The organism is Clostridium tunisiense TJ, from assembly GCF_000300195.1.
Lineage (GTDB): Bacteria > Bacillota > Clostridia > Clostridiales > Clostridiaceae > Clostridium_J > Clostridium_J tunisiense.
The window spans coordinates 124481-150678 of the sequence record NZ_AMQH01000015.1 but is presented as its reverse complement, the minus strand read 5'-3'; the positions used below and the strand labels follow the sequence as shown (position 1 = coordinate 150678).

Here is a 26198-nt window from a genome sequence, read left to right as displayed (position 1 = left end):
TCATAGCCATCTATTCAATAGTTTAATAAAGGCCCTATTAGTGAAAGATTAATTTATTCATACTCAAAAAGCTTTAAGAGAACCAAGGTAGGACTCATGTATAAGTGAGGTTTAAACTCTGGTTCCCTATGTAGCTAAACAAGGTCAAAACTTATATACAACTCATAATTGCAAAATATTTCCTAAATATTTCTATTCTATTTTTCATTTCTTTTAATATATATACGAGAAAATTTTATCTTATGTTTTTAGAAAACCTTGCTCCTCTACTTTAATCCTTTTAAGAAAACTCTGCCTCTTTTACTTGTTACTTTAATACATTCCTTAAACTACCTATATTTTCAATGGTAACAACAATTTCATCTCCAGCTTTTAACCACTGCTGTTCCTGTTCTTTGTATCCTAAAATTACACCACTTGGAGTTCCAGTAAAAATAATATCCCCAGGCTTTAAAGTCATGTACTTGGATATATAACTTACAATTGTGGAGCAATCAAAAATCATATCACTGGTATTACCCTGCTGGCGAAGAGTGCCATTTACTCTACAGCTAACTTCTAAGTTATTGCAGTTTATTTCATCTGCTGAAACTAAGTATGGACCAATAGGAGCAAAACCGTCACAGGTTTTACCTAAGAGCCACTGACCACTTCGGAATTGTAAATCCCTAGCACTTAAGTCATTTCCAATGGTGTATCCAAAAATATAAGAAGGTGCTTCTGCTTTAGAAATATTAGTTCCTTCTTTTCCAATAACAATTACTAGCTCTGCTTCATAATCAAACTTTTCTGCGTCTTTTGGTAGGGCAATGGTCTGGTTATGAGCTGCTAGGGAATTATTAAATTTACTAAAGATTACAGGTGAGGTTGGAATCTCCAAGTTACATTCCTTACTGTGACTTAAATAATTTAGTCCCACACAAAGAATTTTTTCTGGATTAGTTATACAAGGTGCGTAACTAATATTTTCTTCACTTAAAATCTCTACATCTTTTTTCATCAGCTCTTTAAGCTGTAACTTACCCTTTTCTCCACTTATGATAACTTGTTCTATAGTAGTTGGTACTTCAAGAAAATAATCATAGGCTGCTTGCTTTACGTCTATTATGCCTTTTTCACATTTAATTCCTAAACGAACTTTATCCTTTACTTTAAAATTTACAAACTTCATTGCTCTATCCCCTTTATTGATATAAAAACATTTAAATCTTATTTATTATAATATCTCTTTCTTCAATATATTCTACTTCTCATATGTAAAAGTTCATTTTTAGTCCCTTAGACTGTTAATACATTCTCTTATAATCTTTGATTCATCATTTTCTAGTCTCTTAATTGCATAATCAAAATATTGGGAGAATATGTCCCCTGTTATTTCTAAAGTATGATACCAAACTCTTTCATCTCTTCATCAGTTAATGCCTCAAGTACCTTAGACACTTGCTTATCCCCACGAACATCATTAATATCTATCCATGCATCTTCTTTTAAAATCTGCTCATGATCTTCAAGCTCTGGGTCACAGCCTAGCTTTAACTCACACCCCTCAGTAGGAATAGCAAGAAAGCAATACTCAGTTCCTTTAGTGTATTCAGTACTAAACAAATATCTAATTATAGTAATTTTAAGATTTATTTCTTCCTTTGCTTCTCTTATAGCAGCATCTTCAAGTCTTTCTCCTTCTTCTACTCCACCACCAGGTAAAGTCCAAAAGCTACTATTACTTCTTTCATGCTTCACCATGGCTATTTTTCCATTATGAATAATTGCTGAAAACGCTCTATTTCTTTTCATTGTTACCCTCCACCATAAACATTCCTCATCTTCGAAATAGTTTATCATTCCAATTTTCTGTAATACTTTCTGTGATGGCATGTTGTCCTTCAAGGTATCGGCAACTACAGCTTTAACCTCAGGATTTAAAAATATCCATTTTATTAACTCCCTTAAGGCTTCTGTCATAAAGCCGTTTCCCCTATACTCTTTCTCAATAGAGTACCCAATGGTAACTTCGCCCTTTTCATTAGGGTAGTTCTTTATCATGATTGTCCCTATAAATCTATTAATATCTTTTAATGCTATGATCCAAGCTGTGTTCCACCTATAGTTAATTGGGTTGCTTTCCACAGCTTCTAATCTTATTTTGTAAACTTGCTTTTCTCTATTACTTAACTTTTTATCACTTATAGTTAAATCTAGTGCTCCTTCCATTTTAGAAAAATCCCTAATGGAAAGCTGAAGGTTATCTTTATCTAAAGGAAAAATCTTTAATCTCTCTGTATTTATACTGAACATAATAAATAAACTCCAATTTTTTATTTATAAACTTGACACTATGGTTATAAGAACAATCTATATATCCCTTACCTCTTGAGAAAACTCAACTGCCCTTTTAAAAAGCACACTATGAATTTCTGGATATGTAAGATTTTCAGGTAGACAATGAAAGAGCTTTATTTCTTCAATTTCTAAATTTGGCAAAGTGCTAAGCTCAAGTACCTCTGCATAAAATAACTTTGCATAGGATTGGCGTTGTCCTACCTTTGCAAAGGATATACATACTGGTGTTATGCTAAACTTTATAGCTCCTGTTTCTTCAAACAACTCTCTTGATGCTGTTTCACTTATAGCTTCACCAGCTTCATGAGTTCCGCCGGGTAATTCCCAAGTTTCTTTTCCTTTTTCTCTAACAAATATCCATTCATCTTTATAACGAGCTGCTATAACTGCGCATAGGAAATTATCATCTTCCATTTCTTGCAATTCCAATAGCTTTACCTCTATCATATTTTTCTCCTACTCCCTTGCTTTAAAAAAATCATCACAAAACTTATCCCATTTAATTTTATAGTCTTCATGGGATATTAATTCTAGGTTATAAGGTGAGTAAACTTTTCTTTTCCTCGCCTCTTCTACAAAGCCTTCTAAGTAGTCTCCTGGTTCAGTTAAATACCCTTTAACTTTAGTGTATCCCCTACTTACTGCATAATAAAGCCTTGTATGTCCATCTAAAGATATGAAAGAGTCCTTTAGCTTTGCTAGAGGAATTATTATATCTTCTTCATTATTTATGAAAGACTGGATAGCTTTAACCTTGTCCATATCTACAAAAAACTGTGAAGGCTGAATGTCCCTAATTAATATGCTAAATACTTTAATAGGCGAAAAGACTTTTATTAGCTCCATATTCTTATTATAGAAATTAACAATGTGCTCAGAATAAAATCTAAACTCATCTATCAATTGAAGCACATCAATTTCCTTGCCGAAGAAAACAATTGCTGAATCGTCATTTACTATTTTAAAGCTGCAGTTATACTTACCATCAACTACAAAGGCACCATGCTGCCTTAGTATTTCTTTATCAAATCTCTCATCGTCATAGTTGTTAATTCTTTGTATTTTATGCTCCATATTCTCACTTCCTAACTAATTACATTTATATACTGAGCACTGTTGTCCTAGTATTAATAAACGCAAAATATTATACTACGCATGTTTACAAATTCAACATGATTGCTTACCTATAAATAGGTAACTTTTACCCATAATAATCTATAATGTCATACTAAAAGTTTAGCATATTTTCCATATTATTGCATTGATTTTCCTGAGAGTAATATACTGTTCTATGACGGTTTTTCTTTTTATGCTATAATGGAATTATATGTTAACTAAAATTAAAACCCATAATTATAGGTTTATATAATTCACTATTAATTTTATTAATCAAAGTACATATTATGGAGGTGCTATTTTGAAATATTATTTTCGCAAAATAAATTCTGAAGATACTAATAACGTATGGTCCTTAATTGAATTGTTAAAGAAAGAAGGCGCTGACATCTCCTTTACTGAGCTTAAAAGTAAAGATGAGGTAATGAATTTCATAGATAACCCAGCACAACTAACCTATGTTGCTGTAACTAAGAAAGATCCCAGCAGTATTTTATCTGTTGTTAGAGGCAGACGTGATATGTCAAATGAAAAATCTCATGCAGCCTTTTTAACTGCAGCCACTGCTCCTCATGCACGTGGTTCTGGTCTTGCTGCAGAACTAACTAATTTTGCTTTAGAGCAAATGAAAAAAGAAGGAGTAAACATTGCGAGAATCTATGTTTACAGCAATAATCATGCTTCTCTAAACGCGGTAAAAAAACTAGGTTTTGTCCATAGTGGAACTGTTTTAAGACATCATAGGGATCTGGTTACTGGTGCCTACGTTGATGATCTAATTTTTCATAAAGTACTTGCGGATTAATTATCTACTAAGCGCCATAAATGCCAGCAAATTCCTTGCAGCTTTCTAACAGTTCTTCGGCTTTTCCATAGCCTTCTACATGTCCATTCTTCATGAAAATAACCTTGTCTGCCCTTTGTAGAATCTGCTTTTTATTAGATGCAATTATACAGCCAAAGTTCTTATTATTAATATTTTCTTCAAAACGGTTCCAAAACTCCCTTTCAGTTTCACCATCAAGAGCACTGGAGCTATCATCCATGACGTAAATCTGTGCATGGTGAATAAACATTCTTGCCAAGGCAAGTCTTTGTCTTTGACCTCCTGAAAGCCTGCTGCCATAACTACCTGCCTCAGTAAGAAGCCCCTGATCCATTTGGGAAACCTCCTCTTCAAATACAGCATAGTAAAGTGCTTCTCTTATCTGATTATCGCTGGCTTCTTTACCTAAAAGTAAATTTTCACCTATGGTTTCACTGAAGATTTTTGCAAGCTGTGGAGTGTAGGCCACATTAGGTGGCTGTAAAAACTCTTTTTCATTTTTCATTTCAACTCCATTCCACAAAATTTCACCTGAATCCTTTGGCACTACACCAGTAAGAAGGTTTAATAAGGTAGACTTTCCTGAACCCACTGCCCCAGCTATTGCAAGGACTTCTCCAGGCCTTAGGGTAAAACTTACATCTTCTATACCACTTTTATCATCATGTCCATAGGTGAGGTTTATTACTTTAAGCTCCTTTAAAGGTGTCACCTTTGCTATGTCAGATTGAAACTTTTCTAAAGGTTTAAAAGCACTTAATTCACAGTATGAAGTAAGGTTACTTTCGTTATTCTCTCCTACAACTTGTATAATCCTATCATAAGATACCTCTGCCTGCTTAATTAGTGCCACTAGTTCCACAATCCTATCAACGCAGCTAGCAAGAGTTTCAAGATAGATAACAAACATACTAAAGTCTCCTATTGGAAACCTTCCCTCCATCATGGTCCTTGCCACAACCAACATCATAACAGCAGTACCTATATATACTGTGCCACCAAGGATAGCCTGTAGACTTGAGTCAAAGAGAATATCCTTTAATATGGCATTAAGCCTCAGATTGTTTAGCTTTTCATAATGCCTTAAAACACTGGTTCCTCCCCCTGAAACTTTAATGGTTTGAACAAGCTTTGTAGTGTCCCCTACCATTTCACTGACCTTTGAGTGAATTTCTCTATTGACCTTACGATTTTCTTTGATTTTTTTTGAAGCAATATTAATTATCAATATAACCAGAGATAGTGGAATGAAAATATAAACAGTCACTCTCCAGTTAATTATTAAAAGTGATGCTATGGCAATAATAGAATACACCACAAAGCCCGAAACCTCAGATAATAATTGAGAGGGGAAAGCACATATAGGCACATCATCATCAAGGATTTCAAAAACTCTTTCTGATTTTCCTACAATATTTTTCATGTTGTCCTTTTTATATATACGCTTCATTATATTATTTCTTAAAAGATTTTCATAATGAAAAACTTGAACATTATCTAACCTAGCACAAGCTGTGATAGCAGCAATTCTTATTAAGGCAACTACAAGAATTCCTATAAAAAATATAGTAACTTTAGGAAGTACACTTTGCCCTCCCATATCTCCATCTACAAAATTTAGAATCTCACGAATAAAATAAGCTAAGGCTGCACCATAAGAAAAAATTATCACATTTAGAAATACACTTATAAGGTACATCCATGGTTTGTATAATAATAAATTAATAAAGAGTCTAGGAAACCCCTTCTTTTTCATTTTCAGCCACCTCACTTTCCAATTCCATTGCTCTACATAGGCTGTAAAATCTGCTTGTTTTATCTTTTTCTAAGTTTTCTTTTCTTCCATATTCAACTATTGTTCCGTCCTTTAAAATCATTATGCTATCTGTCCATCTAAGTGCAGTTACCTTATGGGCAATGGTAATTACTGTTCTGTTTTGGGTAAGCACATCAAGGGCAGATAATATTCTCTGCTCTGTTACATAATCTAACCTTGAAGAAATCTCATCTAAAATAACAATGGCAGGATTCATAAGAAATAGACGAATTATAGAAATTAGTTGAGCTTCCCCTGCGGATACATTGTTTTCTCCCATATCCAAGTAAGTGTCAAGACCTTTAGGAAACTTTTCAAACCACTGGATTAATCCCATTTGTTTTATGGCATGCAGTATGTCCTTATCTGAAAACCTTTCATTATATAGGGTAATGTTATTTCTTAATGTTCCATGCAAAAACTGAACTTCCTGAGTACAATAGGCAATTGCACCACGAAGACTTTCTCCTTTTAACTTTTTCACACTAATTCCGTTTAATAGTATTTCTCCATGTTTAAACTCATATAGTCTAGCAACTATCTTAGCTAAGGTGGTTTTGCCGGAGCCTGTGCCACCCATAATTCCTAGACGTTCTCCAGACTTCAATTCAAAGCATATATTATTAAGTATAGAATTATTCTCATAATATCCAAAGGTTAAGTTATTTACTGTAACTGTAATGTCCCTTGTCCTTATTTCCAAGGTGCCTTCTTCAATGGAAGTTTCCATATCTAAAAGCTCTTTTACTCTTATTAGTCCTGCCTTTGAAGTTTGTAAACTTGTGAGATATCTTTTAAAATCCTGAAGTCTATAAAATACTAGTTCCGTATAAGTATAAATAAGATATACAGTTCCCACTGTTATAAAGCCCTTATCCCAAAGTACCACTGCAATGCCCAGTGATAATATTGTAACCACAGCCTCTAAAATGGTTGATGCACTCCAAAGCCTTGAATACATCATCCCTGCTGGCAAGCTTTCCTTAAAACGACTCTTCATTGCTTCGTTTAATTTATGAATAGAATACCTATCAGCACCGTTTGTCCTTATTTCAACAGCATTATCTATTTTCTCCTTCATAATTCCATTGAACTTTGATATTGCTGCAGAACGTTTCACATATAAACTCATACCATATTCCTGTATAGTCTTAAAAATCCAAATTGAAACAACACTAAAAACCACCATAGACAATGCAATGATTTGATTTTTCATAGCTAAGACTATGAGAACTCCAGTCATGAGTAAGGTACTCCCCACCAACTTAAAAATTAACATATAAAAATATGAAGAAAGGCCCTCAGCATCCTCATCTAGCCTGCTTATCATTTCACCGCTAGTCCAATTTTCATGGTGCTTCATATCAATTTTTAGAAAGTGATGTAACACATCTTTCTTCAATAGATTGGTAATCTTTAAACCAAAGCTCTTAGCAAAATATGACTCACATACATCCCCTACCATATTTATAAGAATTGTCACCATGTAAACAAAAACCAGAAAGATCACATATTTAATGCTCTTTCCCCCTTCAGCCGAATCAATAAAGTTGCTTAATACTTGGGGTGATAGAATTTGAAGCACAATATTACTAATAAAAAATACACCAAGTAATAGTAGCGTTTTTCCTTGCCCTTCTAGGTACTTAATTAAAAATGAGCCGAAGAATTTTTTCTTTTTCATTTTATCCTCTCCATTCCGGCCTAATTATTTTGCAATGCAGTTATAGGTCTCTATGACAAAAATTTCCTCAATATTATTATAATATACTTGTGCTTTCCTAGGTTATATATAGAATGTTTCTGAATTATTCTTTACACAAAAAAGCTACTACTGCTCATTGCAGTAATAGCTTTTTTTATAAGTTTTAATTTCATTTTAAAAGGTTAGAACTGGTTAGTGTATTAACAGTTAAATTAGTATAATTGTCCTCTTTCACTATTTTTCACTGTATAAGACAAAATAATAATTATACTATTTTGGTTCCTGTTACTTAATTTTTATTGGTACATAGTAATCCATTTGCTCGTATCCCATGGCCTTGCAAGCAGAGGGTGGAGTTGGAATATTCCCTAGGTATGCACGAGAAGCATCTTCCTCAAAGCACCCTTTTTCTTTAATAAAGTTTTTAATGTTGCTAATTGTCTCCGAACTATCCTGTCCATCTATATCAGTAGCAACAGCGTATAAACCACCTGGAAAATCAATGATACTAAAATCCTGAGGTACATTCATCCCCTCATTGTATATGTAATACCATATAAATCCCTCCTGCTTATGGTCATAAAACATAAAATCTTTTGGAAACATTGTTCTTGGCAGAGAACTAAACCATTCATTAAATTTTTCAAGTTTACCATCCCCAAACATACCACATTGTGATGATACCATTTTACAACCAGGTATTTCATAAACACGAACATTTTCCATTTTAACGCCCCCTTCAAACTAAAAACGTGTACATTTTTAACTCATAATATCTTACTGAGATTTAACCTAAGAATGTATGAACTATAAAATAAATTAAGAAAACTTTAGTGATGCTTTATTGTTATGCTCATTTATAATGTTCTTTTCCAATTACAACAGCTTAATCCTTATGCTAATGATATATTACTTATAAATACTAACCTTATTCTTCTTCCAATTTAGTTATCAAACAGTAGTCTATAGTTTTAGCCTTATATTCATAATCAAGAATGGAATACAAGAAGGAATCTCTCCACTTTCCTTTTTGTAACTTATGCTCTCTTAAGCGACCTTCTTTAATCATTCCTGCTTTCTCCATGACTTTACTTGATCCTATATTATCTGGATGGCATGTACCATAAATTCTATGTAGGTTTAACTTATTAAATCCAAAATTAATTACCGCATTAGCAGCTTCACTGCCATAACCCTTACCCCAAAATTCATTATCAAAACAATAGCCAATAAACCCTTCCTTGTTGTTAATACTTGCAATATGAATTCCGCAGCCACCTATTAGTGTATTATTTTCCTTTAATACTACAGCAAATTCATAATCGCACCTTGGGTTTTGATCCTTGTAATTCATAGCCTTTTCTATAAAAAATTTAGTGTCTATTTCATTATTTGGGCCAAAAGGTAAATATTTTGTTACTTCTGGCTTTGAAGCATAGGTGTGAATTGATTTAAAGTCTCCTTCATTAACTTCCCTTATTATTAATCTATTTGTTTCTATGTAGTCTAAAATCATTTATTTTCACCTACTCATTCTTTCTCTTTTAATAAGTTATCTAGTCCAAGGATATTAGCTAAATCAAGTAAAGAGCTAATTTTAAAATCTGCATCAAAATAAAAGTCTATATTATTAGTATTAAACAAACAGGTTTTAGCTTTAGAGTTTTTCCCACCTAATATATCACATTCCCTATCTCCAACCACTAATACCTCTTCACAGTTTAAACTATACTTATCCATGAGATACGTAAATCCTTCTGGATCTGGCTTTCTTTTAAAACAATTTTTTCTCGTAACCACTTCCTCAAAATATTCACTCATTCCATGATATTTTAGATAGTTAAAGGTTGAGTCTCCTCTATGAGTTAATAAAAAATTTCTTCCACCATTTTTTTGAAATTCATCACATATTTCTTTAGCATAAGGGAATAGCATAATGTCACGTGGCTGAAGATTATGCTCATAATAGACATACCTCTGGATAAAATCATCATTCAGCTTATATTTTTCTTTAAAGTGATTAATAGCTTCCGTTACAGAAATCTTCATATATTTAAGTATTTCATCTTCCTCTGCTTCTACTCCGCTATCCTTTAACCCTTTTTTAAAAGCTTGAACCATTGCAGGATATGTATCAAATAATGTACCATCAAAATCCCAAATAATGCTTTTAATCAAAACAACTCCCCCTAAATATTCCATAACACCCCTGTTTAGCTACAATAATATTGTTAAATATTAATTTAAAATAAAAATATGGTATATATACCATATATACCATATTATCTCACAATATTATAAATATTGGAATAATTTATATTTACATGTATAATAAAAAACATATAATATTAAACTATTCTACTGTTATAGGAGGTGAAATTGTTGGAACAGTCCTTAAATATATTAGCGGCATCATTTATGGCTCTGTTAATTATGGGTTTCTTTGATAAAAAGAAAAAGAATAAGAAGAAATAATATCTTTGTATTTTCTTGCTTTTCTATCTCATTATTTATAGCAAACCTGATATCTTAAAACCGTCTTTAGTTTACTTTTTTCAGTTCTCCTTGAATCTGAAACGTAAATTTCTCTATGTTTTAAAGTTACTATTTCAAGATTATTTTCCTTAATGAAGTTTTTCATTTGCTGAAAACTTTGTGGTTCCTCATCATAAGAACCTACATGCATCATCTGAACAACTAACCCATCTTCCATGGTTTCAAAAGTTACTTCATTTAACAAGGGATTGTTTCCTTTTTTCCTAACAATTTCAAAGGCTTTATTAACAACTTCTTCAGTTACAAAGTCCGGTTGTCTAATCATTATTGTATATAACAATTCATCCTTGTTTAATGTATTAGCTTGTCTTCCTTCTTCAGTTAAATCCCATACTCCTTCAAGTGGATAAACTGTATACTCAAAATAACCTTCAGGAGTGTATCCTTTTCTTGGCATCATTCTAATGGCATAGGCTAAGGAATATAGTATGCCTATTTTCTCAGAGAATTCTTCACCATTTGGATTTCCCTTTCCACTAATCATAAAAAACTTCTGTTTTGGTACTGTTACTAACTCAGGCTTCTTTTTCGGTAAGTATAAATTTCTTTCTTGCTTTTTCCATTCAAATTTCATAATGATCCTACTTTCTATTAAGTTTATATGTAAAATATATCACACCTACTATGACAACAGGTTGTCATAGATTAATAAGTAACAGGTGCTAAATTAACATGACCTGTTAACTGTAACTTAATAAAACTTTTCAAATACACATTTTATACTATCTTTAACATCTTCAACCCTATAACTTTTGCATATGAAAATACCCTACAATCCATTTTTGAATAATAGGGTAATTAAATAAACTATTAGTTTTTTATTTCTGTAACTTAATGTGCTTGCTAAAAGATGAAATTGAGTTTTATGATTATATTATTAAGCAGGAAAAATTTGAAGTTAAAGCAAAGTTATGAAGAAATAACTAAGTTATCATGGCTTAATTCTTGTAAAGACTTAATATAATGCTCCATAATTCTATGAATTTCCTTGTCCACATATGCTATATCCACGAAATTAGCATGCTTTTTAAATAACCCCAAGGTACATGTTAATGGTATTGCATCCAACAAAGATCCTTCTTCATAGTCAACTAACTTGTTATCTTTTAATACTTGAAAGCGAAGATATGATACATACTCATCCCCAAAATGACTATGTTTTTTTCGACAATAGATGTCCACTTTTAAGCTGTAACCACTTTCATTAATTTGTTTCATATATGGTTTACCAATTTCTTTTGCAAGTGATACTACATTTTCTTCAAAAGTCTTAATAGTTCCTTCCTCAAACCACTGAATACCTTTAACCATCTTTTTCTCCCCCAAAATAAATATTACCCCTATATTTTCCATTTAATTACATATAAATTATATCATAGATTATTTAACTTTTGTACACACTTTTTACATGATTTGGAATAAATTGTGAAACATTAATTTTTATTAAATTTAATAGTTCCTTAAAACTTAATTTTTCTAGAAATATTTTAATAAAAAAGCGACGTAATTATTTTACGTCGCTAAAAAACTATTTTACTAATCTTTTATCTCATAACCCCCAAAATCTATTTAAGATACTTTACAATTAGCTCTTCCAGCTCTCCATTCCTGTTATTTAGAGCTAGCTGTCTAGATTTATTATTTTCAGAAATAAAATAGGGAAGTACTCAAACAGATATTACTTCATATTTTTCCTTAATGTCCCTATTGTTTTTCTTTATTAGAATTCATATTCTCTTCTACGGGTTCTTCCCTTATAACTATTTTTGTTAGTGGCAATTTATACTTTTCCCTAATTAAATTTTCTATTTCATTAGGGATTTTAGGATTTTCTTTTAAATAAACCTTTGAATTTTCCCTTCCTTGGCTTAGGTTAGAAATCCTTACCTACAGCGTAATTCTTATATTTTTATACTTTTTTAGTAATATTATAGTGTTTTGGCATCATAGATTTTAACTGTTTATCTATGACCTCTAAATAAGGATGCCAATCTTTAACTTTATCTAGGGTTTTAGCTAAAAGAACTAAAAGGTTCTTTGCCCAAAATACCGATTGATTTCTTTTGTTCACATTGTCTTTCATTATTCTTAACCAGTTATCAAGGCTTATAGCTGCTTCAATGTAAAGCAGCTCCTCATTATTAGGATTTTCTTCTTTTACTCTATTTAAATCCATAACAAAATTAGTAATTACCTCATGAATAATTTCTGCAACATGCACTGCATATTGACTTCCATCCCCCTGGGCTAAAGCACATTCTTCTGCTATAGGTTTAAAATCCATATCCCACTCCATGATGTAACCTCCTCTTATTCATTTTTAAGATACTTTATATACTTATCTCCCCAAACTCTAACCTGCTCTAATACTGGTTGAAATTCTTTCCCTAATTCTGTAAGTGAATACTCAACTTTAGGTGGAATTTCTGGATAAACATAGCGATTAACCAGTCCAAATTCTTCTAACATTCTCAATTGCTTAGTTAAAGTAGCCTGTGTAATCCCCTCCATTGTTCTTTGCAGCTCCCCAAAGCGTAATGTTCCTTTATCTAATTTATACATAATTAAAATTGACCATTTTCCTGAAAGCAATTTTTGTGCTGTAAAATATGGGCACTTTCCAAAAAGACTATTAATATTTTTCATTATATCTCCTTTATAGTATCCTATTTGATACTTATCTTACTAAAAAATTGTACTTGTCATTTAAGTTGTACATGATATTATTATTGCATAATCAATTTTAACATATAGTTAGGGGAGGAACTATAATAATGAAAAAGGCTTTAGAATTCTTACAAGAAAGTGGAACTTTTTATTTAGCTACTACCGAAGGGGATCAACCAAGAGTCAGACCATTTGGCGCTGTTTTTGAATATGAGAAAAAACTATACATTCTTACTAACAACACAAAAGAATGCTTTAAACAAATGCTAGAAAATCCAAAAGTAGAAATCTCTGCAATGAATAAGAATGGACAATGGATTCGTGTTACTGGTGAAGTTGCAAATGATGATAGACGTGAAGTAAAAGAATTTTCACTTGAAGCTCATCCATCGTTAAAAACCCTTTATAGTGTAGATGATGGAATTATTTCAGTTTTATACTTTACAAAGGGTACAGCTACTATTTCTTCTTTCACAACTGCACCAGAAACATTTCCATTATATGCATAAAAATTAATATACCCAACAAGGAAAATTTAATATTATCCTTGTTGGGTATATTTTTAGAAAAATTTATTTTCTGTTATTTGAAACACTAAGTTACAAGTTACTAAGATTATTTTAGGTAGCTATACTCTCTATTATTTAAATACCTTAACACGCTGCTCTATTGGTTGGTACTGCTTTTCATCTGGCTCCGCTGTTGGTTTTCCAAAAGGCATTTGTGCGATAAGCTTCCAGTTACTTGGTATATTCCACTGATTTTTCACCTGTGCTTCAATGACCTCATTATAGTGTTGTAAGGATACTCCAAAGCCTTCCATTTCTAAAGCTGTCCATATGATATATTGATTCATACCATTGGATTGTTGAGCCCAAATTGGGAAATTATCTTTGTAAAGTGGAAATTGCTCTTGAAGCCCTTCTGTTACACTACTATCATCAAAGAATAGTACTGTTCCATATCCATTACGGAAGGAATGAATTTTTTCCTCAGTTTGAGCAAATTTATCCTCTGGAACTAATTTTCTTAAAGCCTCTTTTATCATATCCCATAGCTTATCATGATGTTCTTCAAGTAGTAGAACTACTCTTGTGCTTTGAGAGTTAAAGGCTGATGGTGCATGCTTTACAGAGTGGTTAATGATTTCTTCAATCCTTTCCTTAGAAACCACTGTTTCTTTACTTATTCCATAGAATGTACGTCTGTCTGCCACTGCAGAATAAAAATCTTTTTTCATATTATCTCTCCTCTATTTTAAATATTTATTTTATAAAATTATATTTTTAATACTTATAGTATCTTACATATACTTATTTTCTAGTTATCTTCACTTTTTCCCATTTCAATTATTAAAAAATGAGAAAGGGATTTTGCCTTTAGACTTATATTCTCTTCTACAATTTCCATTGCATCTCTTTGATTTAAATCTATACCATTTATACTTGATATCCCTTCTATTTGCACCAAATATGCCTGCCTATCTTCTTTTACTTCATACTCTATTTCATTACCTTCTTCCAATTCTAAAGCTAATAGGTTAATATCTTGATTAATTCTAATTGGTGCATCTCCTTCCTTGTTAGAAACCATATGAAGCCACCTATTTTTTCTTTCCTCCCAAGGAAATCTGTATTCTCCATAATTAGGTTTATACCCTGCCTTATCAGGAAGTATCCAAATTTGAAGAAGTCTTGTTACTTCTTCACCTAAGTTATGCTCACTGTGATAAACTCCTGTTCCTGCGCTCATATATTGAACCTGACCACGACTTAAAGTACTTTTATTCCCCATACTATCTCCATGAGTTAACTGGCCCTTTACCACATAAGATATAATTTCCATGTCTTTATGGGGATGTGTATCAAAACCTGTATGGGGGTTAATTAAATCGTCATTAATAACTCTGAGCACTCCAAAATTCATATTCTTCGGATTATAGTACTCTGCAAAGGAAAAGTGAAATTTACTCTTTAACCAACCAAGATCACTTGAACCCATATTTTTGCTTTCAATTTTCTTTAACATAATAATCCCTCCTATATTTAAACTACTTTTGTCCTTTAAATATTACTAATTAGTAATATTTATTTAAAAAATACGGTGTAATTGTTTATACACCTGATAATTTCTTTAATAAGCCTATTAAGCTTTGCTTTTCTTCAATAGTTAATGAACTAAAAATTTCATTGATATTTTCTATGTGTTTAGGAAAGATTTCATCAATAATATCTTTTCCCTTTTCTGTGATACTTATAAAATTAATTCGTTTATCTTCATGGTCTTTATATCTGGTGACTAAGCCATCTTTAACTAAATTCTCAATAACCACTGTCATGTTACCACCTGTGGAAAGAGTCTTATCTATTATTTCCGCAACTTTTAAATCGCCCTTATGATATAATACTTCAAGCACTGAAAACTGTGAAACAGTTAATCCTCCTTCTTTAATGGTCTTATACTCTCGTTTATGCACATTATTTGTAGTTCTGCTTAATGCAATTAAAGTTTTTAAATTTAAATCGCTTAATTCTCCATAAGTTATATTTTTATTATCCATACATATAATATATTACTAATTAGTAATATTGTCAAGTAATCTTATAGAATTTATTTTTATTTTCTTTTTCTATAATTAAAATCCTGTGTATAAAACCCTATATCTAAAGTTATAAAACTTTAATCTTCCATATTAACTTCATGGAAAAAGTCTTTTAACTGACTTTTTACTTCACTTGAAAGACTATGCCACCTAATTCCTTGTATTGCTCCTTCAAGAGCATATAATCTATTTATGCAAGCCGAACTATCTATAGTTCTAATATCTAACCAGGCCTGTTTGCTTCCTACTTTTTTTAGTTGATCTACAGTATCAATTCCCACTTCTTTAAGCTGTGCCTCTAATTTATTCCCTATATTAGGTAACTTACTAATTTCTCCCATGATTTCTCCTCCCTTAACTCCTAAAAACTTATTAGATTTTAAAATATAATTACACTACTCATAAGCCTCCAATGATTTCTAATGATAAGTGTGTCGTTCTAAAATTTTATTATTCTAAAGCTTAATTAAATTATTAAATAATGAACAAGTTCATTTTGTTAACAACTTTGGAAGCAGATTTACACTGCTACCAAAGCAACTTATCTAGACTGAGCAACTGCCACTTTAGAAGATGGCAGACTTGAAGCTTCCAAAATGTTGTTAAACTCTTTTTCTGGTAAGGGCTTGCTAATTAAATATCCTTGAAACATATGGCAACCATGTTTTTTTAAATAGTCTACTTGATATTTTTCCTCAACACCTTCTGCAATCACCTCTAGACCCAATTGCTTTGCCATAAGAATAATAACATTGGTCATGTTTTTTGTGTCCTCTTCAGATTCAATATCTTTAATAAAGGATCTATCCACTTTTACTATATTAATAGGTAACATTTTAAGATAGGTAAGAGAAGAATATCCACAACCAAAATCGTCTAAGGCTATTCTTATATTATTATCTCTTAGTTCTTTTAACTTATAAATTGCTGAATCCAAGGATTCAATTAACACAGATTCAGTGATTTCAAGTACAAGGTTTTCCGGTCTTACTTCTAGGGTTTTTATAGTATCCATAACATAATCCGTAAAATCTTTTTGTAATAACTGATAAGGAGAAATGTTTACTGAAACATAGAAGTTAGTGTTTCCCCTACACTGTATTTTTCTAGCATACTTACAGGCACTTTTTAATACCCATTTTCCTATTTCTATTATTGTCCCATTTTCTTCAGCTATGGGTATAAACTTTCCTGGAGAAACCACCCCTTTTTCTGGATGGTTCCATCTAATTAAAGCTTCACAGCCCTTTACTTCTTGGTTTTTTACATTTACTATAGGTTGATAGTAAAGTTCAAACTCCTTTTCTTCTATAGCTCTATGCAAATCTCTTTGGATTTCGGCCTTTTCTGTAGCTGCTTCCCCCATTTTAACATGATAAAAAGAGCTAACACCCTTTCCTGATTCCTTAGATTTATACATGGCTGTATCCGCATTTTTAAGTAACTCATCAAAGGTATCTCCATCTTCAGGATAAATTACTATTCCTCCACTGTGAGTAACGTGAAACATATGCCCACTAACAAGATAAGGTATCCCTAAAACTTTATTTAGCTGGTCTGAATACTGCTTTACTTGCTCCCTACTTTCAATGTCTTCTATTAAAATAATAAACTCATCTCCACCTAACCTAAAGGACATAATTTTATCATTATTCATCTCTTCTAATCTTTTTCCTACTTCAACTAATAGTCCATCTCCCACTGGGTGTCCATAGGAATCATTAACAAACTTAAAATTATCTAAATCCATAAACACCATGGCAAAATTACTTTTATTTTCCTTAGCCCTTTGTATTCTTTCTGTTATTACTCTGGTGAACATAACTCTATTGGGAAGCTTTGTTACAGAATCATAATAAGCTAAATCATGAATTTTTTTCTGCTGTTCTTTTAGTCTTGTAATATCCGTAAAGGAACCAAAGGTAGCTATTGCTTCTCCCTTTTCATTAAACTCACATTTTGTATTAGAACATATCCATTTGTAAATTCCATTCTTACTCTTTACCCTATACTCAAAAACTTTAACTTGAACTTTTCCTTCTACTTGTTGCCTAATTTCTTCTTTTACTCTTGCTAAATCCTCTGGATGAACAATGTCAAACCATCTTTGAAAGTCCTCTAACTCTTCTGCAGTATATCCAAGAATCTCATACAACTTTCCTGAAAAGTGTCTCTTTTTATTAACGAGATCTCCTTCCCAAATAATATCCTTAGTGGATTCAGCAAGTATTTTATATCGCTCTTCGCTTCTTTTTAATTCCTCTTGCTTTTTAATTAACTCTTTTATAGTTTCTTCTAAATTTTTATCCTTGTTGACCATTATTCTACTGGTGACCATTTTCTCTATCCCCTTATGAAATCTATTGCTCCATTTATCTAATCTTCCTTTTATAAAGAAAGTCTTATTTTTTTATTATATAAAATGCAATAAAGATACTGCATAAATATATCTCATTCAATTTTCCATTCTCTTTTATATAAGTTGTCTAAAATTATCTTGCAATGTAAAAATAATATTGCAACTTATATATACTAAATGTCACAGAAACTCTTTTGCTGAATGTCCTAAAATGAAAATACATAGCAATCTGAAAACTTGCCTTCTCATGAGAATTTTTAAGAATAAAGGATAAGAATTTGGACATTTCAGGATTCAAGTAAATAATAATCTATATACACTAACACCTTATAATTATATACTATTTTAATTGTTTGCAAAATAAAAATCCAATTTTGTTATTTAGTAATTTTACTAAGAAATTATTACGTAATCATAGATTTTTGTATTAAAAGTCACAGAATTAAAACCGATTCTTATAGAACAAATGCGTGTGTTCACACGCCCTGTAAAAAGCTAGCGATTACTTACACTTTTTTATATACATTCTGAAACCCTGGAATTACAAGGCATTCCAGGAGCTTTTTTAACGGAAAAAAGTTGAATTTCCTATATAATAAAAAAGAGCCTTACATCTCCTAAAATCACCTTGACACAGGTTCCATTTTATTCATGTAGTACTCTTTCTATAATTGAAACTTATAATATATTTGTAGATTTTATTTAATATTATATCTTGAACTGATTAATCATTTCATTTAATTTCTGAGCAAGATTTGCTTGGTTTTCTGCTGCTTTAGAAATTTGCTCCATACCATGGGCAGTTTCAGTGATGCTACTTAAAATATCACTAGTGTTTTCTGAAGCTACTTGAGTGGTCTGTGCCATACTTTCAATTGCCTCACCAATTTGATTCACTGTTGCAGTTATTTCCTCAGACATTGCTGCAATGTTTTCTGACATATTGCTAACAAATTCCGCATCCTCATTATATCTTTGCCCTACTTGTACTAAAAGTTCATAATCCTTTATTACATTTTCATCAATAAACTTTAAAACTCCGGAAGAGTTTTCAGATAAATTATTGAAGGCAACTTGAACTTTTTCAATGGTACTTTTTATGTTAACTACAGCGCTTGCCGATTGTTCTGCTAGTTTTCTTACTTCCTCTGCTACCACTGCAAAACCTTTACCACTTTCACCAGCTCTAGCTGCTTCTATGGCTGCGTTTAATGCAAGTAAATTTGTCTGCTTAGAAATGTTAGCAATGGTTTCTGCCATTTCTACTATTTCACTGACTACTTTTACTTCCTCAATAGCTTTAACTATACCTTTTTCCTTGTCCTTATAAATAGCTTGAGTTTTACCACTAGACTCCTGTGCTTTTATACTAACCTCAGTAGCTCTATTACTAATTTCATTAGCTTCTAAACTTCCATCAGAAGCTTTAGTTGAAAGTACTTGAATACTTGAATTCACTTCTTCCACGGAAGCTGTTATTTCTTCTGCTGCAGCACTGGCTTCTTGAGAACTATTTAAAATCTCATTTGTTGAGTTGTTGATAGAATTAATTTTTCCCGTCATTTCGTCCACAGTAGCAGATAGTTCTTCACTGGTTGCACTCATATCTTGAGAGTTCTCTGAGATTAACTTTATCATGTTCTTTAGGTTATCACTCATTTTATTTAAGTTTCCTGCCATTTGTCCTAGCTCATCTTGAGATTTTATAATTAAGTTTTCTGTTAAGTCTCCTTCTGCTATGGTCATGGCAAATTTATTTACCTTGCTAATATTTTTTGTCAAATAGTTAGTGAATAATAACACTACAACTACAGCTAAGATAATTGTGCCAATAGCTAATACTAAAAGCTTGGATAATAGTGCTGTTACTGGAGCATATAGTTCACTTTCTGGAATAGTAATTCCTATGATCCAACCAACTTCAGGTATATCCACATAGTACACATTATTTTTACCATTATCATCAGTAAAACCATATTCCCCTTTTTTCTTTTCTAACATTTCTTTACCTAGGCTTACTAAACTTTCATTTTCTTCTTCTGTAATCTTCTTTGTCATGTTTTTCTTTTCATCTTTATCTGCGATATAAAGACCTGTATTATCTATTAAAAATGCTCTTCCACTATTTCCAACCTTAATGTTTTTTATCATATCTTGAATAGTTGAAAGGCTTATATCTGAAGTAACTACACCTAGAAATTCATTACTGGTATTATACATGGGACTTGTTGTTGTTATCATACTTATATTAGTAACTTGGTCCACATATGCATTAGACCATTCAATTTGATTTTTACTACCTACCCCAATTTTGTACCAAGGCTCTTCGAAATAGTTATATTTTCCTGTGCTATACTCGTCAGTGTACTTTACACTACCATTATCCTTATAAGCATAAAGCCCTTTAAACTGAGAATTTGCAAGAAATTTATAAGGTTCAAACCAAATTCCTGCCCCTAAGGTTTCATCATTTGTAGCTGGTACTTTAATAAGTATATCTTCATAATTTTTCTCTGATAAAGCTCCCTGAGAAGCCTCTACCACTTCTGCAAGCACCTCAGCAATTTGCCCATGTCTAAATAAGTTTTTCCTTATATCTTCAATGTTTGTACTAAGCTGATTAACCATTTTCCCCTTAATCTCTTCATTAATAATTGCCTTTGAGCTTAAGTAGCTTATGCTTGTTAAAGTTATTAATGCAACTAAGATTACTGGAAGTATAAAGGCCAAAGTTTTCGTTTTAATACTTTTTAATTTCATATTCTTCTCCTCCTATTAATTTAATTATGTAAACTGGACTGAATAAAATTAAGTCTTACTTCATGGTACTTTCAGTAAATTTTCAGGATTGTAGGTACATATTTAATTTTTTTGCTATAACTTTTTATAAAGTTATAGGTAAACCTTAAAAACTTATACTTTTATAATCGTGTTTAATTTGTTAGAATTTAGCATCAATAATAAATTTTATTAATTAATAATAAATTCCTTATTTTGTATTAATATGTATATTTATTGTTGTATTGTAAATTAAACCCCACTTAATTGAAACAATTTGATTTCATTTTATAATAGCCTAAACACTAAAAAGGGGTAAGATTTACTCCTACCCCTAATGTAAAGGCTACACTAAAATTTCATAGCTGTTTACTTTACTTGATTTAAGTCTTTAATATTACTCTAACTCAGCCCAGTTTGCAGGGTAAGTTACATACATGAATTTAGCATAGTTTGGAACAGTGAAGTTTATTGATGAGTTTTTAGGAATAAGGATTATATCCCCTTTGTTACCAACAATTTTTCTTCCATCTATATCTATTTCTAAAGTTCCCTCTATAATGTAGTCTACTTCATCATATTTTAAAGTCCATGCAAAGCTTGTTTCTTCCATTTCCATTATTCCACAACCTAGTCTTGGACTTTCTTCAAGGGTTAATACGTCCTTTAATAGAACCTTGTCCCCTTCTTTTCCTGTATCAAACTTTTCAGGTTTTACTGTGCTTGTTTTAATAGACATAATCCCACTTGGGTCAACTTGCTTTTCAAACTCTGGAGTAGTTTGTCCTAATTTTTCATTTATTATTTTTCGTATAATTTCTTCTATTAATTGCTCATTTATATTTTCCATTGTGCCATCTCCTAAATTAAGATTATTTGAACTAACTTATATTTAAATTTAGTTCATTTCACCTAAGTGCTACATTTATTCACTAATTAAATTTTAAAACTTAAGCTTTTTTAGCTTTTGGTGTAATTAAGCAAGCTACTGCCACAGCTGTAGCACCAGCCACTAATTTACCAACTATCATAGCAGTTATCATTTCTTTATTTACTCCTGCTGCAAAACCTAAGTGATCACCAAATACAAAAGCTGCACTAACTGCAAAAGCCACGTTGATGATTTTTCCTCTTTCATCCATGTCTTTCATCATGCCAAACATTGGAATGTTATTTGCTAGAGTTGCTATCATTCCTGCTGCTGCCACTTCACCTATTCCTAGAAGTGAACCAAGTTTCATAAGTGGTTTTTGGAATACCTTTGTAATAAAGTGTACTAATGGGTATGCTCCAGCAAGAACTATTGCAATACTTCCAACTACATTGATACCTTCACTGATTGGTGCCATTCCTGGAATAACAACAAAACCTGTAAGAGTTTCAATAATTATAGCTGCAAGTCCAACTGTTATTACAGCTGTTACAAACTTACCAAAATAAGTGAATCCTTTTATTATCTTTTCTGGGGCAAACTTTAATCCAAGAGCTATAAGTACTGCAAAAATTATAATTGGAGTTAAGTTTTTTAATACTAGTAATGCAGGTAATCCTGCTACTAATCCACCAACGAAGCTTCCTAGTGGAATTGTAATCATACCAGCTAAAACTCCTTTAGCAAGGAATTTTTGATCTTCTTTATCAATTATTCCTAGTGCTACTGGAATTGTAAATACTATTGTAGGTCCCATCATTGAACCTAAGATTAATCCTGCAAATGGAGCTATACTTTGATTTTCAGCTAATTGCTGAGCAAGCTGGTATCCTCCCATATCACAGGCAAGTAAAGTTGTTGCAAACATTGAAGGGTCTGCACCAAGAGCTTTATATAATGGAACAACTATTGGCTTTAATACATTTGCTAAAACTGGTGCAAAAGAAATAATTCCTACCATGGCAATAGTTAACGCACCCATAGCCATTATACCTTCTTCAAATTTTTCTCCGTATCCAAATTTGTTTCCAAGTATTTTATCCACAGCACCGATTACCATGAATATTACCATGATGTATATTATAATTTCATTTATACTCATTATCCTATCCTCTTTTCTTTCTAAATTTTACTTGCTATTTCCAAATTACTTTATTATTTACAGTACAAGTTAAACTTTTCCTTTGCACTGTGCTAAGTTTATTTTTAAATTCTATAAGCAATGTCTTCTATAATTTTTCTATAAGTTATTTATAATATCTTCACTAGGAGAAGGAATTATAGTTTTATAAATAAGCTTCTTTGGGTTTATAGAGTTTGTAGCTGTTTTAATAGCCTCTTCAACACTACTAACTGCTCCAGTTACTACAAAATAAGATTTGCCTCCTATTCCATTACCAAGGACAACCTTAAATAGAGTAACTGAAGCTTTCTTTAATGCTAAATCTAGTGCAATTAAAGCTGAAGTAACTGTTGCTGCTTCAAAGACCCCAATTGCTTCAGTGATTTTAAAAGCTGCTCTCTTTCTAAGTGATGAGATTAATTCCTCATGTGCATTAGAGATCACAGTGCTTTCAATGACTTTATCTTTGTCATTAGTTATTATTGAATTAACAGCTTCATTAACATCCCCTATATCTCCTGAGAGAATTATCATAAACTTTCCTGGGCAAATATGTCTTAGCATCAATACATCCACCGTAGCTGCTTTAACCATTTTATCACCAGTTTCTATGCCTTTAGCTATACTGCTAAATTCAACAACACCTAAAGATTTAACCATGAAATATCACCTGCACTTTATTAATTTTTTAACTAAAGAAATCTACAGTTAACTTACTAACCACAAAACTTTACAGTTAACCTTGTAGTTCTAGTGAATCCACAATTCCAACAATGGTTGCATCAACTGGAACCTTTTTATCTCCTAGATTTACTCTAGCGGAACTTCCACCTACTATTAATACTTGATCCCCTATTCCAGCTCCAACACTGTCTGCAGCAACAATTGCCTCCTCAGTTTTTTGTCCTCTATAATCCAACTTTCTTACTACTAAAAACTTCAGCCCATTTAGACCCTCATCTTTTCTAGTAGCCCATAAATTTCCTACAACTTCTCCTACTATCATAATTATAGACCTTGCCTCTCATGAATTTATTTTTTTATAATTTGTACCTTAGTTACTCTTGCATAATCCATAGCTAAAGGTGTTACTATGGATTTCTTTGAAACTAATACCTTATTAATTCCATTTTTATAGATATTTCTTAATTCCACTTCTGAGATGAGTTTTTTCTTAGTTAAATCTACAAATTCATCATTCATACATTGCTGTGAAATTGCTTTATCTATATCTCTTTCTTCTAGTATACAAGCATCTTTTTCTATTTCAGTAGTTCCTTCGCTTAAATAGCCTAAAAGTTCTCTTAATCCCACATAAGCTACACCATAAGATCTTAGCTTGTTTTCATAGGACTTATATAAATTGAAAAATTCTTTATTTGCTGTTGAAGCAAAATTTTCATGTTGTAATCCCTTTTTCATTGAGTAAATCCTATTTCCACCAAGGATAGCATCAATAACAGCTATCTCTTTAGCACAGCCCCCAATACCGTGAGCTAAATTTGCTAGCTCTTTAGGTGATAGGCTCTGAAGAATTATACCTTCATAGGAGTTTAAGCTTCCCATATTATCTAATGAATCTACAGTATAGTTATTTTCTCTTAATGCTCCTGTAAGCACTGGACATAGATCCTCTGATCTTTCAAGGACTAATACCTTCTTATTATGAGAAACATAATCCTTACTTAACATTGCTTTTAGTCTTGTCATAACTTCTTTGGTTATGAGTTCCACTAATTCTTCATTATTCATTTTATCTTCCCCTTTTACTTAGGAAATTAATTTTATAGGGAGCTAAGTTAAAACCTTTAATGAAAGATTAATTGGTTATGGTTTTCAAGCGTTAATTACCTATACCTTAACCGCTCCTTAAGTGCCCTATTAATAGATGAGCAAATAGCTGCACTTAGTAACACATTTTACTATTTTACTATTACAGCTTTCATTCCTTTGGTAAATCCACAGGCATTTGCTTCGTCATAATCTAAATGTACCACGGTGTTAAATTTATCGCTAACTCTAACTGCTACATTTGTAAAGATTACGCCTCTTTCTCCTATTACTTTTATATTTACTTCCTCATTATTTGACACATTGTATCTTTTAGCATCTTCTGGAGTAATATGAATATGTCTCTTTGCAGCTATTACACCCTTATCTAACTTTAATACAGCATTGCCACTAGAAAGAACCACAGAACCGCTTTTTTCAATGTCTCCTGACATTTTAACTGGAGCTTTTGCTCCTATAGCTACTGCATCAGTTTTTGATAGTTCTACCTGGGTTTCTTCTCTTTCAGGCCCTAAAACTGAAACATTATGTATAGTTCCCTTAGGCCCTATTAATGTAACTTTTTCCTCACAAAGATACTGACCAGGTTGGGATAATTCTCTTTTTTTAGTTAGCTTGTATCCTTTTCCGAATAAAACCTCTACATCATCCTTTGAAAGGTGAACATGTCTACCTGAAGCCTCAACTAATATTCCTTCATCTTCTACGTCGCACTTTAACCTTTTAACTACTTCATCAACTATATAATTAAGGTTCATTTCCATTGTGCTCATAGTATCACCTCCTATTTATATTTACCAGCCATATACTTGCACATCATTATATAAAAACAACTGCTTAATCTATTTAACGCTAAGGCTAAATCTGCTCTTGTAGGTTCCCCTTCATCATTTTTAAAAGCCTTATATGCTGAAATTTCTACTTCTCTACTCTGTGCTCTCAAGGCATTTAATGCAACAACCACTGGTCCCATATCACAGCTAGGGAAAATTATGTGCTCAGTATTTAAATGCTTCTTTGGGTTATGAGAGTAAGCTCTTAATTCATCATAATTTAATCCAATTAAGGAATTAATACTAAACTCACTTTCCACCACTTCAGCTTCTAATACTTTTCTTACATAAGAAAGTACTTCCTCAAGGTCCTTAACTACCTTCATTTCATTCAAGTTTTTACATTGTATTTGAATTTCTAGTATTTTAGCTTGAAGACTATCTAAGTTCCCTCTAAAAACAATTCTTTTATGATCCTTAGCAACTAATTTATTTTTATTAAGCTGAGTCATATGCTCTGGTTTTTTCTCAAAGACTCCACCATTTATATGAACATATTTTGGTATAAAACCCTTAACTTCGCTTTGAATATTCTGATTATTCACTTCTTTTGCTTTTTCATCTTTATATATTAACTTAATATTTTTATCTTGTAGATACTGTCTTGCAGAAGGAGTAATTATGACTCCTTTTTCAATTTCAAATTCTTTTACTTCTAAATTCTTAAGTTTTGCTCTTAAGGTGCTTTCAGTTAAAACACTCACATTATCACATCCTTTAAATAATGAACAAGTTCATTTTGTTCAACCACTTTA

Annotated in this window: 29 protein-coding genes; 2 read left to right on the top strand and 27 right to left on the bottom strand. The window is 31.7% G+C overall.

The annotated features are described in order from the left end of the window. Nucleotides 1-307: 307 nt before the first annotated feature. The 4 genes from C661_RS0116310 to C661_RS0116295 form a co-directional block, all read right to left on the bottom strand. Nucleotides 308-1171 (bottom strand): fumarylacetoacetate hydrolase family protein, encoded by an 864-nt coding sequence (locus tag C661_RS0116310; RefSeq protein WP_017416418.1) that lies wholly within the window; start codon nt 1169-1171, stop codon nt 308-310. A gap of 206 nt (nt 1172-1377) precedes the next feature. Further along, nucleotides 1378-2295: a GNAT family N-acetyltransferase gene (locus tag C661_RS22870; protein WP_017416417.1), complete on the bottom strand. Its 918-nt coding sequence runs from the start codon at nt 2293-2295 to the stop codon at nt 1378-1380. A 57-nt stretch (nt 2296-2352) separates the two neighbouring features. Beyond that, nucleotides 2353-2787 carry an NUDIX domain-containing protein gene (locus C661_RS0116300; RefSeq protein ID WP_017416416.1) on the bottom strand — a complete coding sequence of 145 codons (435 nt, stop codon included), beginning with the start codon at nt 2785-2787 and terminating at the stop codon, nt 2353-2355. A gap of 9 nt (nt 2788-2796) precedes the next feature. Further along, complete coding sequence (locus tag C661_RS0116295) at nt 2797-3414, bottom strand: hypothetical protein (RefSeq protein WP_017416415.1); 618 nt, start codon at nt 3412-3414, stop codon at nt 2797-2799. A 343-nt stretch (nt 3415-3757) separates the two neighbouring features. Here C661_RS0116295 and C661_RS0116290 point away from each other — a divergent pair, with 343 nt between their 5' ends. Further along, the gene (locus C661_RS0116290; protein WP_017416414.1) at nt 3758-4261 is read left to right on the top strand and encodes a GNAT family N-acetyltransferase; all 504 of its coding nucleotides are present in this window, start codon (nt 3758-3760) and stop codon (nt 4259-4261) included. 7 nt (nt 4262-4268) lie between these two features. Here the strand turns inward: C661_RS0116290 and C661_RS0116285 are convergent, their stop codons facing one another. The 10 genes from C661_RS0116285 to C661_RS0116240 all read right to left on the bottom strand — a co-directional run bounded on the left by C661_RS0116285 (nt 4269) and on the right by C661_RS0116240 (nt 13005). Further along, complete coding sequence (locus C661_RS0116285) at nt 4269-6038, bottom strand: ATP-binding cassette domain-containing protein (protein WP_017416413.1); 1770 nt, start codon at nt 6036-6038, stop codon at nt 4269-4271. Further along, nucleotides 6016-7782: an ABC transporter ATP-binding protein gene (locus C661_RS0116280; RefSeq protein ID WP_017416412.1), complete on the bottom strand. Its 1767-nt coding sequence runs from the start codon at nt 7780-7782 to the stop codon at nt 6016-6018. Before C661_RS0116280 ends, C661_RS0116285 begins: the two co-directional genes overlap by 23 nt. 306 nt (nt 7783-8088) lie before the next feature. Beyond that, nucleotides 8089-8529, bottom strand: coding sequence for a GyrI-like domain-containing protein (locus C661_RS0116275; protein WP_017416411.1), 441 nt, complete (start codon nt 8527-8529; stop codon nt 8089-8091). 202 nt (nt 8530-8731) lie between these two features. Further along, nucleotides 8732-9319 carry a GNAT family N-acetyltransferase gene (locus tag C661_RS0116270; protein WP_017416410.1) on the bottom strand — a complete coding sequence of 196 codons (588 nt, stop codon included), beginning with the start codon at nt 9317-9319 and terminating at the stop codon, nt 8732-8734. A 14-nt stretch (nt 9320-9333) separates the two neighbouring features. Further along, nucleotides 9334-9981 carry an HAD-IA family hydrolase gene (locus C661_RS0116265; protein ID WP_017416409.1) on the bottom strand — a complete coding sequence of 216 codons (648 nt, stop codon included), beginning with the start codon at nt 9979-9981 and terminating at the stop codon, nt 9334-9336. A 328-nt stretch (nt 9982-10309) separates the two neighbouring features. Next, a complete protein-coding gene (locus C661_RS0116255) occupies nt 10310-10933 on the bottom strand; it encodes a GyrI-like domain-containing protein (RefSeq protein WP_017416407.1) in 624 nt (207 codons plus the stop codon). 335 nt (nt 10934-11268) lie between these two features. Further along, nucleotides 11269-11670 carry a hypothetical protein gene (locus C661_RS0116250; protein WP_017416406.1) on the bottom strand — a complete coding sequence of 134 codons (402 nt, stop codon included), beginning with the start codon at nt 11668-11670 and terminating at the stop codon, nt 11269-11271. 393 nt (nt 11671-12063) lie between these two features. Continuing rightward, a complete protein-coding gene (locus tag C661_RS24315; RefSeq protein ID WP_439328878.1) occupies nt 12064-12240 on the bottom strand; it encodes a hypothetical protein in 177 nt (58 codons plus the stop codon). Nucleotides 12241-12268: 28 nt separating this feature from the next. Further along, nucleotides 12269-12655 (bottom strand): hypothetical protein, encoded by a 387-nt coding sequence (locus C661_RS0116245; RefSeq protein ID WP_017416405.1) that lies wholly within the window; start codon nt 12653-12655, stop codon nt 12269-12271. A gap of 14 nt (nt 12656-12669) precedes the next feature. Continuing rightward, complete coding sequence (locus tag C661_RS0116240) at nt 12670-13005, bottom strand: winged helix-turn-helix transcriptional regulator (protein ID WP_017416404.1); 336 nt, start codon at nt 13003-13005, stop codon at nt 12670-12672. 128 nt (nt 13006-13133) lie between these two features. Here C661_RS0116240 and C661_RS0116235 point away from each other — a divergent pair, with 128 nt between their 5' ends. Beyond that, nucleotides 13134-13535: a pyridoxamine 5'-phosphate oxidase family protein gene (locus C661_RS0116235; protein ID WP_017416403.1), complete on the top strand. Its 402-nt coding sequence runs from the start codon at nt 13134-13136 to the stop codon at nt 13533-13535. A gap of 131 nt (nt 13536-13666) precedes the next feature. Here the strand turns inward: C661_RS0116235 and C661_RS0116230 are convergent, their stop codons facing one another. The 13 genes from C661_RS0116230 to C661_RS0116170 all read right to left on the bottom strand — a co-directional run bounded on the left by C661_RS0116230 (nt 13667) and on the right by C661_RS0116170 (nt 26147). Further along, nucleotides 13667-14266 carry a nitroreductase family protein gene (locus tag C661_RS0116230; protein WP_017416402.1) on the bottom strand — a complete coding sequence of 200 codons (600 nt, stop codon included), beginning with the start codon at nt 14264-14266 and terminating at the stop codon, nt 13667-13669. An 80-nt stretch (nt 14267-14346) separates the two neighbouring features. Continuing rightward, a complete protein-coding gene (locus tag C661_RS0116225; RefSeq protein WP_017416401.1) occupies nt 14347-15054 on the bottom strand; it encodes a pirin family protein in 708 nt (235 codons plus the stop codon). Between the two features lie 85 nt (nt 15055-15139). Next, entirely contained in the window at nt 15140-15586 is a 447-nt protein-coding gene (locus C661_RS0116220; protein ID WP_017416400.1) for a MarR family winged helix-turn-helix transcriptional regulator, read from the bottom strand. Nucleotides 15587-15705: 119 nt separating this feature from the next. After that, a complete protein-coding gene (locus tag C661_RS0116215; protein WP_017416399.1) occupies nt 15706-15969 on the bottom strand; it encodes a TfoX/Sxy family protein in 264 nt (87 codons plus the stop codon). Nucleotides 15970-16169: 200 nt separating this feature from the next. Then, nucleotides 16170-17966, bottom strand: coding sequence for a putative bifunctional diguanylate cyclase/phosphodiesterase (locus C661_RS22160; RefSeq protein ID WP_017416398.1), 1797 nt, complete (start codon nt 17964-17966; stop codon nt 16170-16172). A gap of 729 nt (nt 17967-18695) precedes the next feature. Then, nucleotides 18696-20747 carry a methyl-accepting chemotaxis protein gene (locus C661_RS0116205; RefSeq protein ID WP_017416397.1) on the bottom strand — a complete coding sequence of 684 codons (2052 nt, stop codon included), beginning with the start codon at nt 20745-20747 and terminating at the stop codon, nt 18696-18698. A gap of 415 nt (nt 20748-21162) precedes the next feature. Then, entirely contained in the window at nt 21163-21615 is a 453-nt protein-coding gene (locus tag C661_RS0116200; RefSeq protein ID WP_017416396.1) for a EutQ-related cupin domain-containing protein, read from the bottom strand. A 100-nt stretch (nt 21616-21715) separates the two neighbouring features. Then, on the bottom strand, nt 21716-22798 hold the full coding sequence (gene eutH / locus C661_RS0116195; protein WP_017416395.1) for an ethanolamine utilization protein EutH: 1083 nt from the start codon (nt 22796-22798) through the stop codon (nt 21716-21718). A 138-nt stretch (nt 22799-22936) separates the two neighbouring features. Then, entirely contained in the window at nt 22937-23479 is a 543-nt protein-coding gene (locus tag C661_RS0116190; RefSeq protein WP_017416394.1) for a BMC domain-containing protein, read from the bottom strand. Between the two features lie 76 nt (nt 23480-23555). Continuing rightward, on the bottom strand, nt 23556-23825 hold the full coding sequence (locus C661_RS0116185; RefSeq protein WP_017416393.1) for a EutN/CcmL family microcompartment protein: 270 nt from the start codon (nt 23823-23825) through the stop codon (nt 23556-23558). Nucleotides 23826-23851: 26 nt separating this feature from the next. Continuing rightward, complete coding sequence (locus tag C661_RS22865; protein WP_017416392.1) at nt 23852-24571, bottom strand: hypothetical protein; 720 nt, start codon at nt 24569-24571, stop codon at nt 23852-23854. A gap of 170 nt (nt 24572-24741) precedes the next feature. Further along, complete coding sequence (gene eutD / locus C661_RS0116175; RefSeq protein WP_017416391.1) at nt 24742-25383, bottom strand: ethanolamine utilization phosphate acetyltransferase EutD; 642 nt, start codon at nt 25381-25383, stop codon at nt 24742-24744. 11 nt (nt 25384-25394) lie between these two features. Then, complete coding sequence (locus C661_RS0116170) at nt 25395-26147, bottom strand: cobalamin adenosyltransferase family protein (protein ID WP_017416390.1); 753 nt, start codon at nt 26145-26147, stop codon at nt 25395-25397. Nucleotides 26148-26198: the final 51 nt, after the last annotated feature.

Excerpts from the sequence above, each read along its gene's own strand:
- C661_RS0116310 (WP_017416418.1), bottom strand. The coding sequence starts at position 1,171 with ATGAAGTTTGTAAATTTTAAAGTAAAGGATAAAGTTCGTTTAGGAATT.
- C661_RS22870 (WP_017416417.1), bottom strand. The coding sequence starts at position 2,295 with ATGTTCAGTATAAATACAGAGAGATTAAAGATTTTTCCTTTAGATAAA.
- C661_RS0116300 (WP_017416416.1), bottom strand. The coding sequence starts at position 2,787 with ATGATAGAGGTAAAGCTATTGGAATTGCAAGAAATGGAAGATGATAAT.
- C661_RS0116295 (WP_017416415.1), bottom strand. The coding sequence starts at position 3,414 with ATGGAGCATAAAATACAAAGAATTAACAACTATGACGATGAGAGATTT.
- C661_RS0116285 (WP_017416413.1), bottom strand. The coding sequence starts at position 6,038 with ATGAAAAAGAAGGGGTTTCCTAGACTCTTTATTAATTTATTATTATAC.
- C661_RS0116280 (WP_017416412.1), bottom strand. The coding sequence starts at position 7,782 with ATGAAAAAGAAAAAATTCTTCGGCTCATTTTTAATTAAGTACCTAGAA.
- C661_RS0116275 (WP_017416411.1), bottom strand. The coding sequence starts at position 8,529 with ATGGAAAATGTTCGTGTTTATGAAATACCTGGTTGTAAAATGGTATCA.
- C661_RS0116270 (WP_017416410.1), bottom strand. The coding sequence starts at position 9,319 with ATGATTTTAGACTACATAGAAACAAATAGATTAATAATAAGGGAAGTT.
- C661_RS0116255 (WP_017416407.1), bottom strand. The coding sequence starts at position 10,933 with ATGAAATTTGAATGGAAAAAGCAAGAAAGAAATTTATACTTACCGAAA.
- C661_RS0116250 (WP_017416406.1), bottom strand. The coding sequence starts at position 11,670 with ATGGTTAAAGGTATTCAGTGGTTTGAGGAAGGAACTATTAAGACTTTT.
- C661_RS0116245 (WP_017416405.1), bottom strand. The coding sequence starts at position 12,655 with ATGGAGTGGGATATGGATTTTAAACCTATAGCAGAAGAATGTGCTTTA.
- C661_RS0116240 (WP_017416404.1), bottom strand. The coding sequence starts at position 13,005 with ATGAAAAATATTAATAGTCTTTTTGGAAAGTGCCCATATTTTACAGCA.
- C661_RS0116235 (WP_017416403.1), top strand. The coding sequence starts at position 13,134 with ATGAAAAAGGCTTTAGAATTCTTACAAGAAAGTGGAACTTTTTATTTA.
- C661_RS0116230 (WP_017416402.1), bottom strand. The coding sequence starts at position 14,266 with ATGAAAAAAGATTTTTATTCTGCAGTGGCAGACAGACGTACATTCTAT.
- C661_RS0116225 (WP_017416401.1), bottom strand. The coding sequence starts at position 15,054 with ATGTTAAAGAAAATTGAAAGCAAAAATATGGGTTCAAGTGATCTTGGT.
- C661_RS0116220 (WP_017416400.1), bottom strand. The coding sequence starts at position 15,586 with ATGGATAATAAAAATATAACTTATGGAGAATTAAGCGATTTAAATTTA.
- C661_RS0116215 (WP_017416399.1), bottom strand. The coding sequence starts at position 15,969 with ATGGGAGAAATTAGTAAGTTACCTAATATAGGGAATAAATTAGAGGCA.
- C661_RS22160 (WP_017416398.1), bottom strand. The coding sequence starts at position 17,966 with ATGGTCACCAGTAGAATAATGGTCAACAAGGATAAAAATTTAGAAGAA.
- C661_RS0116205 (WP_017416397.1), bottom strand. The coding sequence starts at position 20,747 with ATGAAATTAAAAAGTATTAAAACGAAAACTTTGGCCTTTATACTTCCA.
- C661_RS0116200 (WP_017416396.1), bottom strand. The coding sequence starts at position 21,615 with ATGGAAAATATAAATGAGCAATTAATAGAAGAAATTATACGAAAAATA.
- eutH (WP_017416395.1), bottom strand. The coding sequence starts at position 22,798 with ATGAGTATAAATGAAATTATAATATACATCATGGTAATATTCATGGTA.
- C661_RS0116190 (WP_017416394.1), bottom strand. The coding sequence starts at position 23,479 with ATGGTTAAATCTTTAGGTGTTGTTGAATTTAGCAGTATAGCTAAAGGC.
- C661_RS0116185 (WP_017416393.1), bottom strand. The coding sequence starts at position 23,825 with ATGATAGTAGGAGAAGTTGTAGGAAATTTATGGGCTACTAGAAAAGAT.
- C661_RS22865 (WP_017416392.1), bottom strand. The coding sequence starts at position 24,571 with ATGAATAATGAAGAATTAGTGGAACTCATAACCAAAGAAGTTATGACA.
- eutD (WP_017416391.1), bottom strand. The coding sequence starts at position 25,383 with ATGAGCACAATGGAAATGAACCTTAATTATATAGTTGATGAAGTAGTT.